General features: G+C 68.9%; 10 protein-coding genes. 5 read left to right on the forward strand and 5 right to left on the reverse strand.

All coding sequences use genetic code 11. From position 1 onward, the window contains the following. The 3 genes from D472_RS0114710 to D472_RS0114720 all read left to right on the forward strand — a co-directional run. Nucleotides 1-890, forward strand: an 890-nt coding sequence (locus tag D472_RS0114710; RefSeq protein ID WP_017605246.1) for a FecCD family ABC transporter permease, incomplete at its 5' end; no start/stop codon positions are given. Continuing rightward, nucleotides 869-1,750, forward strand: a complete 882-nt coding sequence (locus tag D472_RS25600) for an ABC transporter ATP-binding protein (RefSeq protein ID WP_051046004.1) — start codon at nt 869-871, stop codon at nt 1,748-1,750. The genes D472_RS0114710 and D472_RS25600, both read left to right, overlap by 22 nt. Nucleotides 1,751-1,871: 121 nt before the next feature. Beyond that, nucleotides 1,872-2,486: a TetR/AcrR family transcriptional regulator gene (locus D472_RS0114720; protein WP_026117703.1), complete on the forward strand. Its 615-nt coding sequence runs from the start codon at nt 1,872-1,874 to the stop codon at nt 2,484-2,486. A gap of 62 nt (nt 2,487-2,548) precedes the next feature. Here D472_RS0114720 and D472_RS0114725 read toward each other — a convergent pair whose 3' ends face one another. From D472_RS0114725 to D472_RS0114740, 4 genes are read right to left on the reverse strand one after another with little or no spacing between them, the layout of a single operon-like run. Continuing rightward, complete coding sequence (locus D472_RS0114725) at nt 2,549-3,760, reverse strand: acyl-CoA dehydrogenase family protein (RefSeq protein WP_017605249.1); 1,212 nt, start codon at nt 3,758-3,760, stop codon at nt 2,549-2,551. Further along, nucleotides 3,761-4,795 (reverse strand): phosphotransferase family protein, encoded by a 1,035-nt coding sequence (locus D472_RS0114730; protein WP_017605250.1) that lies wholly within the window; start codon nt 4,793-4,795, stop codon nt 3,761-3,763. Continuing rightward, entirely contained in the window at nt 4,792-5,580 is a 789-nt protein-coding gene (locus tag D472_RS0114735; RefSeq protein ID WP_017605251.1) for an SDR family oxidoreductase, read from the reverse strand. Before D472_RS0114735 ends, D472_RS0114730 begins: the two co-directional genes overlap by 4 nt. Beyond that, nucleotides 5,580-6,335 carry an SDR family oxidoreductase gene (locus tag D472_RS0114740; protein ID WP_017605252.1) on the reverse strand — a complete coding sequence of 252 codons (756 nt, stop codon included), beginning with the start codon at nt 6,333-6,335 and terminating at the stop codon, nt 5,580-5,582. The genes D472_RS0114735 and D472_RS0114740 overlap by 1 nt, the downstream gene beginning before the upstream one ends. A gap of 164 nt (nt 6,336-6,499) precedes the next feature. Here D472_RS0114740 and D472_RS0114745 point away from each other — a divergent pair, with 164 nt between their 5' ends. Together D472_RS0114745 and D472_RS0114750 are read left to right on the forward strand one after the other, a co-directional pair. Further along, entirely contained in the window at nt 6,500-6,793 is a 294-nt protein-coding gene (locus tag D472_RS0114745) for a GNAT family N-acetyltransferase (protein ID WP_017605253.1), read from the forward strand. A gap of 104 nt (nt 6,794-6,897) precedes the next feature. Next, nucleotides 6,898-7,800, forward strand: coding sequence for an LLM class flavin-dependent oxidoreductase (locus tag D472_RS0114750; protein WP_017605254.1), 903 nt, complete (start codon nt 6,898-6,900; stop codon nt 7,798-7,800). Nucleotides 7,801-8,356: 556 nt separating this feature from the next. Here the strand turns inward: D472_RS0114750 and D472_RS0114755 are convergent. Continuing rightward, complete coding sequence (locus tag D472_RS0114755; protein ID WP_017605255.1) at nt 8,357-9,316, reverse strand: quinone oxidoreductase family protein; 960 nt, start codon at nt 9,314-9,316, stop codon at nt 8,357-8,359. Between the last annotated feature and the right edge of the window lie 863 nt (nt 9,317-10,179).

Consider the following 10,179-nt stretch of genomic DNA (forward strand, 5'->3'; position numbering starts at 1 on the left):
TCGTCCAGATCCCCGCCGCCCTGGGCGGGCAGGGCGAGGCCACGCACCTGTTCGTGCTCGAACGCCTGCGCGGCCCTCGACTGGTGGTCGCCGCCGGCACCGGGGTGGCCTTGGGGCTGGCCGGAGCCCTGTTCCAGTCGGTCACCCGTAACCCGTTGGGCAGCCCCGACGTCATCGGACTCGGTGCGGGAGCCGGAGCCGGAGCCGCGGTCGCCGCTCTGATGTTGCCAGGACTGGTCCCCGTTCCCCTGGGCGCCTTGGCCGGTGCGAGCCTGGCCATCGTCCTGGTGTCCCTGGTGACCGGGACCGGACTGCGCGACCCCGGCCGACTCATCGTCGCGGGGATCGGAGTGGCGGCCATGGCCACCGCCTTCACCCACTTCGTGGTTTCGGTGATGGCCCGCGACCAGGCCGGTGTGCTGGCCTCCTACATCAACGGAAGCCTGGGTGCCCGTTCCTGGGAGCACGCCGCCACCATCTGGCTCGCCGTCGTCTTGGCCGTGCCGTTCTTGCTGGCCCTGACCGGCCCCATCACGGTCAACGAGATGGGCGACGAACTCGCCGACTCCCTCGGTGCCCGCGCCACCACCACACGCACCGGAGCGGTCGTGCTCTCCGTGGTGCTGTCGGCCGCCGCGGTGAGTGTGGCCGGGCCGATCGCCTTCATCTCTTTGACCGCGCCCCAGATCGCCCGCCGGTTGAGCGGCGCACCCGGCCCCAACCTGGTGCTGTCCGCGGTGGTGGGTGCCCTGCTCCTGGTCTGCGCCGACCTGGCCGTCCAGCAGTCGCCGGTGGGCGACGGTCTGCCGGTGGGCGTGTTCACCATGGCCCTGGGCGGCGTGTATCTGGGCTACCTGCTGATTCGCGAATGGCGAAAGGGGACCCTGTGAAGACTCGGACCGATCCGGTGTTGTCCGCGGAAGGACTCACCCTCGGCTATGGGGGTGAACCCATCGTGCCAGACCTGGATCTGAGGGTCGATGAGGGCGAGTTCGTCGTGATCGTCGGACCCAACGGGTGTGGCAAGTCCACCCTGCTCAAGGCGCTGGGGCGGGTCGCCAAACCGATGCGGGGGCGCGTACTCCTCCATGGCGCCGACGTGCGCGGCCAACGTCCCAAGGCGGTCGCCCGCGCGCTGGCGTTGCTTCCGCAGAGCCCGCTGGCCCCCGAGGGCATCACGGTCCGTGCTTTGACCGCGCGGGGTCGTTTCCCGCACCACACCCTGCTGCGCCAATGGAGCCCCGAGGACGAGACCGCCATCGCCGACGCCCTGGCGCTCACCGGCCTGTCCGAACTCGCCCAGACCCAGGTGGGTTCGCTCTCGGGAGGCCAGCGTCAGCGCGCCTGGGTGTCGATGGTGCTCGCCCAGGACAGTCCCGTCCTGTTGCTGGACGAACCCACCACGTTCTTGGACATCGCCCACCAGTACGATCTGCTGGAGCTGTTCGCCGAGCTGCATCGCAAGGGCCGCACCGTGGTGGCGGTGCTGCACGATCTGGCCCAGGCGGCCCGGTTCGCCACCCGCCTGGTGATGATGCGTGATGGTGAGGTCGTCGCCGACGGACCGCCCTCGGAGGTGGTGACCGCCGATCGGGTGCGCGCGGTCTTCGGTCTGGACTGCGACGTGATCTCCGATCCCCGTACCGCCACTCCGCTCGTCATCCCGCACGAGCGGTCCGCCGCCCGAGAGGCCGAAGGGCTCGATCGTGGTCCCCGAAGCGATGGTCGGAACCGGACCCACGTGGGCTGACCTCCCAGGTTCACCGGGTCCGAGACCACGTGTGCCCACGATGTACCATCCGGTCGGTATGCTTGCCCGATCGATGGTCGAGGAACCACCGGCGAACGGGGGATGAAAGGTGGAACGGGACATGGGTGGAACACGGCCGGCGACAGGTGGCAAGACCCCGCGCGGCTCGGTGCCCGAACGTCTGCTCGACGCCGCCACCCGACTCTTCGCCGAACGCGGTTTCGAGGGCACCTCGGTGCAGCAGGTCGTCACCGCGGCGGGCGTCACCAAAGGCGCCATGTACCACTACTTCGGCTCCAAGGACGACCTGCTGTACGAGGTCTACGCCCGGGTGCTGCGCATGCAGACCGAACACCTGGTGGAGATCTCCTCCAGGGACGCCTCCGTGAGCGAGCGGGTCCACGCGGCGGCCGCCGACGTCATCGTCACCACCGTGGCCAACCTCGACGACAGCACGATCTTCTTCCGCTCCATGCACCAGCTCGCCCCGGAGAAGCAGCTCAGTGTGCGCGCCGAACGCCGCAAGTACCACGAACTCTTCCGCTCCATGATCGAACAGGGACAGCGGGAGGGGGTCTTTCGCGACGACGTGCCCGCCGACCTGATCGTGGACTACTACTTCGGTTCGGTACACCACCTGAGCACCTGGTACCGCCACGAAGGAGCGCTCACCGGCAAGGACGTGGGCCGTTACTTCGCCGACCTGCTCTTGGCCGGGCTACGGCCCCAGGAGTGAGCACGGACGCACGAAGGGTCGGGGAGCCCGCTCCCCGACCCTGTTCGTGCAGGCCGCGAAGGTCATGCGTACTTGCGTAGCTCCGCGCGCGCCAGGGAACGCAAGTGCACCTCATCGGGTCCGTCGGCCAGACGCAGTGAACGCACCCCCGCCTGCCAGGCGGCGATCGGCACGTCCTGACTGACCCCGGCGGCGCCGTGGGCCTGGACGCACTTGTCCAGGATCCACTCCACGGTGCGCGGGGTGGCGATCTTGATCGCCTGGATCTCGGTGTGGGCGCCCTTGTTGCCCACGGTGTCCATCAGGTAGGCGGTCTTGAGTACCAGCAGACGCAGTTGCTCGATCCGCACCCGGGCCTCGGCGATCCACTCGCGCACCACGCCCTGCTCGGCCAGCGGTCGACCGAACGCCACCCGATCCAATACTCGGCGGCAAGTGATCTCCAAGGCGCGTTCGGCCATGCCCAGGGACCGCATGCAGTGGTGGATGCGCCCCGGACCCAGGCGGGCCTGGGCGATCGCGAAGCCCTCCCCTTCAGCGCCGATGAGGTTCTCGGCGGGCACACGCACGTTCTCGAACAGCACCTCGGCGTGGCCACCGTGGTCGCTGTCGTCGTAGCCGAACACCTTCATACCGCGCCGGACGGTCACCCCGGGGGTGTCTCGCGGCACCAGCACCATGCTCTGTTGCTTGTGCCGGTCACCCTCGGGGTCGGTCTTGCCCATCACGATGAGGATCTCGCACGCGGGGTTGAGCGCGCCGGTGATGAACCACTTGCGCCCGTTGACCACGTACTCGTCGCCCTCACGGACGATACGGGTGGTGATGTTGGTGGCGTCGGAGGAGGCCACCTCGGGTTCGGTCATGGCGAAGGCGGAGCGGATCCGAGCGTCCAGCAGCGGCTCCAACCAGCGCTTCTTCTGCTCGGGGGTACCGAACATCGTCAGCACTTCCATGTTGCCGGTGTCGGGGGCCGCGCAGTTGAGCGCCGCCGGGGCCAGTCGGGGGCTGCGCCCGGTGATCTCGGCCAATGGGGCGTATTGGAGGTTGGGCAGTCCGCCATGCTCGGGGTGTCCGGCCAAGAACAGGTTCCACAGACCCCGCTCCTTGGCCTTGGCCTGGAGTTCGCCCACGATCGGGGGGATGACCCAGGGGTCGTCGCGTTCGGCGAGTTGGGCGTCCATCACCGGTTCGGCCGGATAGACGTACTCGTCCATGAAGGTCAGGAGCCGCTGCCGCAATTCCTCGGTCTGGGCGTCGTAGGCGAAGTCCATCTAGTCCTCCTTGAGCATGGTGTGCGCGCGTGCCACCAACGGGGCGACCACGTCCCCGATGGTGTCGAAACCGGCTCCGACGGTCAGCCCCTGGCTGTGTCGGAAGTGGATGCCCTCGGCGATCACCGCGAGCTTGAAACAGCCGAAGGCCACGTACCAGCCCAGCCGGGACACGTCGCGGCCGGTGGCGTCGGCGTACATCTGGATGAGTTCGGGGGAGGAGGGGAAACCCTCGGCGGAGGTGGCGGGCTCGCCGCCACCGCTGACCGGATTCTCCCGGTAGACGAGCATCAACCCCAGATCCACCAGCGGATCGCCCAGGGTGGCCATCTCCCAGTCGAGTACCGCGGTGAGTTCGCCCTCGTCGGTGACCAGCACGTTGTCGAGTCGATAGTCGCCGTGCACGATCGCCGGCGCCGCCGATTCGGGGATGGTTCGGGCCAACCGGTCGCGCAGCTCGTCGATGCCGGGGATGTCGCGGCTGCGGGAGGCTTCCAGTTGCTTGCTCCAGCGGCGCACCTGGCGCTCCAGGAAACCCTTCGGGCGGCCGAAGTCGCCCAGGCCGACCTCGGCCGGGTCGACCGCGTGCAGACGCCCCAGGGTGGAGACCAACCGCTCGGCGACCGCGCGGGTGCCGTTCTCACCCAGCGGTTCGATCTCTTCCAAGGTGCGCAGAGGGGTCCCCGCGACGTACTCCATGACGTAGAACGGGGCGCCCGATACCTCGGTGTCCTCGCACAACAGGTGCGTGCGGGGGACGGGCACGTCGGTGTCGCGCAGTGCCGTCATCACTCGGTACTCACGCGGCATGTCGTGAGCGGTGGCCAGCACGTGTCCCAACGGTGGCCTGCGTACCACCCAGGAACCGGAGCCGTCGGTGACCACGTAGGTCAGGTTGGACTTGCCGCCGGTGATCAACCGGCCGGTGAGCGGACCCGAGACCAGGCCGGGCACCTCGCGGTCCAGGTGGGAGCGCAATCGCTCAAGGTCCAGGCCGGGAAGTTCCTCGTCGGAGCCCGCGTGGTCGGCGCTCATTCGGTCTCCTCCTCGGCGAACACCTTGGCCTGCAAGCGGCGCATTCCGGCCAGCCATCCGTCGGTGTCGGTGGCCCGTGCCGCGTAGTAATCGGCGGCCTCCGGGTGCGGCAGGATCAGGAAACGACCATCGGTGAGGGCCTCCAGCACCGTGTCGGCGACCTCCTCGGGGGTGATGGCCCCGGGGGAGAGGATGGCCTGGCCTTGGTCGCCGGCGCCGTCGAGCATGTTGGTGCGCACCCCCAACGGGCACAGACACTGCACGGTGACGCCACGGTCCCCGTAGGTCGCCGACAACCACTCGCTGAAGGACAGGGCGGCGTGCTTGGTCACCGAGTACGGGGCGCTGCCCAGCATGGTGAGCAGGCCTGCGGCGGAAGCGGTGGTGACGAAGTGACCGTGACCGCGTTCCAGCCACCCGGGCAGTAGTTCACGCGCGGCACGTACGTGCGCCATCACGTTGACCTGCCAGGACGTCTCCCAATCGGCTTCGGGTGCCTCGGGTCCGCCGCTGCGGGCGACACCGGCGTTGGCCATGTACAGGTCGATGCCGCCCAGGTGGGCGGAGGCCTCGGCGATCAGCGCGGTGACACCCGCTTCGGAGGCGGCGTCTCCGGGCACGGCGACTCCGCCGATCTCGGCGGCGACGGCCTCGGCGGCCGAGGCGTCCAGGTCGTTGACCACCACACGGGCGCCGGCGGCGGCCAGTCGGCGGGCGATGGCCGCGCCGATACCGTTACCGGCTCCGGTGATGACCACTCCGGCGTTCTTGGGGTTCAGGGTCATCACACACCCCCGGTGAGGGTCACGCCGCCGTCGAGCACCAGGGTGCGGCCGGTGATCCAAGAGGCGTCGTCGGAGAGCAGGAACGCCACCGCGCCGGCGACGTCCTCGGGCAGGCCCAACCGGTTCAACGGGTACTGGGCGGCGACCTTCTCCTCACGGCCGTCGTACAGGGCCTCGGCGAAGCGGGTCTTGACCACGGCCGGAGCGACCCCGTTGACCCGGATGTTCGGGCCCAGTTCGACCGCGAGTTCCTCGGTGATGTGGGTGAGCATCGCCTTGGTGGCACCGTAGAAGCCGATTCCGGGGGCGGGCTTGAGGCCGGCCACGGAGGAGACGTTGACGATGGCGCCACCGTGCTCGTCCATTCCGGCCTTGTACACCTTCTGTACCCAGGAGACCGCCGAGAGCGCGTTGACCTCGAAGATCTTGCGTGCGGCGGCCAAGTCCAAGTCGACCATGCGACCGTAGACCGGGTTGATGCCGGTGTTGTTGACGAACATGTCGACGCCACCGAAGGCGTCCTTGGTGGCGGCGATGGCGGCGTCCTGGTGCTCGGGGTCGTCGCCGCGTCCCGGGACACCGATGGCGTGTTCGGGGCCGCCCAGGGTGGCGACCGCCTCCTGGAGGGGCTCGGGCTTGCGGGCGGTGATGCACACGCGTGCGCCCCCGGCGACGAGCCGCTGGGCGATGGCCAGGCCGATGCCGCGACTGGCACCGGTGATGATGGCGGGGCGGCCGCCGAACCGCGAAGTCATGCGTACTCCTTAGACCGACTGGTCGGTATGTCAGGGAGACTCTATGTCCGCCGGTCGCGTGCCGCAAGGGGCCTTAGGCCTTCTCATAGGCAACAATGAGGTCCCTAACGGAACAGGAACCACACGGGTTGACCCGTAATCCCTCCGACCCTGAAAGGGCTCCCATGGCGACCGAGGTCAAGGACGTTCCCGAACACCGCCGCTATGAGATCACCACCGATGGAGAAACCGCCGGGCACGCCGAGTACATCCTCACCGACACCCTCATCACCTTCACCCACACCGAGGTCGATCCGGCCTTCGAGGGCAAGGGCATCGGTAGTGCCCTGGTCCGCGGGGCCCTGGACGACGTACGTTCCCGCGGGCTCTCGGTGCTGCCGATGTGCCCCTTCGTCAAGAGTTGGATCGAACGCCACCGTGACTACGGCGACCTGGTCTACCGCTCACCGCAAGAGTAGGCGTCGCGCGGCGGGGCAGGCATCCGGAAGAACACCGGACCTCGGTCGTCGGGAGCATCGGTTTCCGGTCGACAAGAGCACCCACCCTGCGGGAGGCGGCGAACGTGAACATCGACTACGGACGTGAGATCGACTTCGGGGTCTTCCCCTCGCCCGAGGCGGCGAAGCTGGAGCGCACCTGGGCGGTGATCGAGGCGGCCGAACGTGGCGGCCTCGACTTCGTCGGTATCCAGGACCACCCCTACCAGCGCAGACATCTGGACACGTGGGCGTTGATGGCCACCGTGCTGGCCCGCACCGAACGACTGCGGGTCTTTCCCGACGTGGCCAACCTGCCATTGCGTCCGCCCGCCCTCATCGCCAAGAACGCCGCCAGTCTGGACGTGCTTTCCGGGGGGCGGTTCGAGTTGGGTCTGGGCGCCGGTGGTTTCTGGGAGGCCATCGAAGCGATGGGCGGCCCACGGCGAAGCCCTCGCCAGGCCGCCGACGCCCTACTGGAGGCGATCGAGGTGATCCGCCTGTTGTGGTCCGAGCAACGATCGGTGCGCTTCGATGGTGAGCACTATCGCCTGGCCGGGGTCAAACCCGGGCCGTCGCCCGTTCACGACATGGGGATCTGGCTGGGGGTACTGGGGCCACGCCTGCTCAGGGAGGTGGGCAGGGTGGCCGACGGCTGGGTGCCCTCCCACGCCTTCGCCGGTCCCCAGAAGCTGCCCGGCATGCATGAGCGGATCGATGAGGGCGCGGAGCGGGCCGGTCGCGACCCCGCCTCGATCCGACGCGTGTACAACCTGTGGGGCACCATCGGCAAACCGGAGAGTGGGTCGGACAACCCCTTGGACGGCCCTGTCGAGAAGTGGGTGGAACGACTCACCGAGTTCGCCGTGGAGTACGGGATGGACACGTTCGTTCTGGGGCCGGCGGAGGAATCGGCGCGACAGGTGGAGATCTTCGCCGCCGAGGTCGTGCCGGCCGTACGCGAAGCGGTCCGGCGCGCCCGGCAGTGATCCGGGGCGAGGAGTTTCGGCGGAGTCCGTGCTCTGCGGGGGTGCACGTCTGGGAGTACGGACTCCCTTGCTCTGCTCTCGACCGTGGACGCTCACCGGTGACTTTCGCGATGAGATGTCCGATTTGTGATCTACGTCGTCAAGGTGAGCTTTGAGGAGTTGCTTCCCTTAAAGGCCGACGGATGCACCGCTGGCCACGTGTGGTGGTGGCCGAGCCTTGTGTAGGGGGTGGGGCCTGGGGGGGTTGTGGGGACACCACCCCCAAGCCGCCCGACCAGCACCACCAGGCCCCGCCCGATGCGTGCCCCGCCCCACCCGCGAGCCGCCCGATCAGCATGACCACGCCCTACCTTCGGCGCCCCCCACCCACCCCAGGCACCCCTGCGGACACCCCAGGCCCTTCGCCCCCAGGCCCTCCACTCAGGTACCCCGACCCGCCGGAATCGCGCTGTGTGTTCGGATGCGGGCACGGGCGCGACTCCGGCGGGGACGGTCTGCTTTTCACGAACCGAACCGGTGATCACCCGGTACGGCCGACCGTGCACTCCATCGGCTCTCAGGCCGAGGGGTCCAGGGTCAGCTTCCCGATGGTTCCACGGCCACGCAGGTCCTCGTGGGCTCGGCGGGCCTCCGCCAAGGGGTAGCTCCGGCCCAGGACAGGGCGCAGACGGTCTTCGGTGATGAGGGTGAACAGCTCTCGCATGGCGGTGCCCACCACGTCGCCGGGCAGCAGCCAGGCTTGCGGCAGCCACATACCGCTCACGGTGGTGGAGAACCGCATGAGGTTGGGCAGCTGCACCGGCTTGGGCTGTTCCCGCGAGGCCATTCCGTAGAAGGCCAGACGTCCGAAGGGTGCCAGGGCTCGTACGCTCTCATCGGTGACGCGCCCGCCCACCATGTCGAGTACGGCGTCGACTCGTCGACCCTCGTTGGCCTCGATCAGAGCCGCGGTCATGTCGGGCGCGGCCGAATCCACCACGGCGTCGGCGCCCAACTCCTGGGCGAGCTTGCGCTTGTCCTCGCTACTGGCCACGGCGATCACCCGACCGGCCCCGAAGTGCTTGGCCAGCTGTACGGCCAGGGTGCCCACCCCACCGGCGGCGGCGTGCACCACGACCGACTCGCCCGGCTCCATGCGAGCGTTCTTGCGCAGCAGTACCCAGGCGGTCGCACCCTGGACGACCATGGCCAGGGCCGCTTCATCGGACACGCCCTCGGGGATGTCGAAGGTCATGTTCGAGTCGATGACGGCTTTCTCGGCGTAACCACCGCCTCCATTGAGCAGGCCTACGATTCGACGGCCATCCGCGGTGCGCCCGGCGATCTCGGCGCCCGGGATCATCGGCAGGGTGGAGGGGGCCAGATAGCTGTTCTCGGCCTGGTGGGTGTCGGCGAAGTTGATCCCACTGCGGGTGACGTCGATGAGGATCTGACCGGGGCCCGGTTCGGGTGTGGGCAGCTCGGTGGGGGTGAGGACCTCGGGTCCGCCGAACTCGGTGATCTGGATGGCGCGCATGGGTGGACCCTTCTTTGGGGATACCTGAAACATACCGACCAGATGGTATGACATCAGCGGGGCTGGTGCCGTGAGCGCCCCGCCGGGCGCCCACGGCGCACCCTAGCGCTTGCGAGAGGCGCGTCCGTTGGAACGGCCGCCACCGGCAGAGCGCCGGGAGGAGCGTCCGCTGCGGCCCCCGCCGGAGCTACGGAAACGGGCGGAAGCGCGCGAAGCACCGCCGGAACGGCCCGAGGAAGCGCGTGACGAGGAGCTTCGGGAGGAGCCACCGGCGCGTCTGGAACTCGATCGGGAAGAGGAAGCGCGCGATGAGGAACCGGCGCGCTTGGAACCCGACCGAGAGGAAGAACCCGATCCAAAGGAGCCGTCACCGAACACGCCGCTCGCGCGGGAGGTGGAACCCCTGCTTCGCCCGTTGCTCCCCGACCGACCCGAGTTCGGGCTCTGTCGGCTCTTGGCGCCGCGAGCCCGGCGTTCGAGGCGGGCCGCGGCGCCACTGGAAGGGCTCTTTGAACGCGAGCCCTTGCCGATGTGGTCACGGCTACCGGCGGTCTCTGCGCGGGAGGCGAAACCGCCACCGCGTCGAGCGGATGACCTCGAACGTGAGGTGAGCCCTCCGCCGCTGCGCGAAGCCGCGCCCCGGTCGGCGCGCGCGGTGCGCCGAAGGGATTCGGAGCGTCTGGGAGTCTGGGAACGAGCCCCGAAGGTGCGGTAGGCGCGGCGGGGTTCCACCGCGCGTTCGCGTACGGGCACGTAACCGCTTCGCCGGATGGGACGGAATCGTTGGGTGGCCAGGGGGCGCCTTACCCGTCGGGTGACGACGTAGCCGCGTCGAGGGTGGTGCCAGTGATGGCGCGGCTCGT

Origin of the sequence: Nocardiopsis alkaliphila YIM 80379 (assembly GCF_000341005.1) — a bacterium.
Taxonomy (GTDB): domain Bacteria; phylum Actinomycetota; class Actinomycetes; order Streptosporangiales; family Streptosporangiaceae; genus Nocardiopsis; species Nocardiopsis alkaliphila.

Excerpts from the sequence above, each read along its gene's own strand:
- D472_RS25600 (WP_051046004.1), top strand. The coding sequence starts at position 869 with ATGGCGAAAGGGGACCCTGTGAAGACTCGGACCGATCCGGTGTTGTCC.
- D472_RS0114720 (WP_026117703.1), top strand. The coding sequence starts at position 1,872 with ATGGGTGGAACACGGCCGGCGACAGGTGGCAAGACCCCGCGCGGCTCG.
- D472_RS0114725 (WP_017605249.1), bottom strand. The coding sequence starts at position 3,760 with ATGGACTTCGCCTACGACGCCCAGACCGAGGAATTGCGGCAGCGGCTC.
- D472_RS0114730 (WP_017605250.1), bottom strand. The coding sequence starts at position 4,795 with ATGAGCGCCGACCACGCGGGCTCCGACGAGGAACTTCCCGGCCTGGAC.
- D472_RS0114735 (WP_017605251.1), bottom strand. The coding sequence starts at position 5,580 with ATGACCCTGAACCCCAAGAACGCCGGAGTGGTCATCACCGGAGCCGGT.
- D472_RS0114740 (WP_017605252.1), bottom strand. The coding sequence starts at position 6,335 with ATGACTTCGCGGTTCGGCGGCCGCCCCGCCATCATCACCGGTGCCAGT.
- D472_RS0114745 (WP_017605253.1), top strand. The coding sequence starts at position 6,500 with ATGGCGACCGAGGTCAAGGACGTTCCCGAACACCGCCGCTATGAGATC.
- D472_RS0114755 (WP_017605255.1), bottom strand. The coding sequence starts at position 9,316 with ATGCGCGCCATCCAGATCACCGAGTTCGGCGGACCCGAGGTCCTCACC.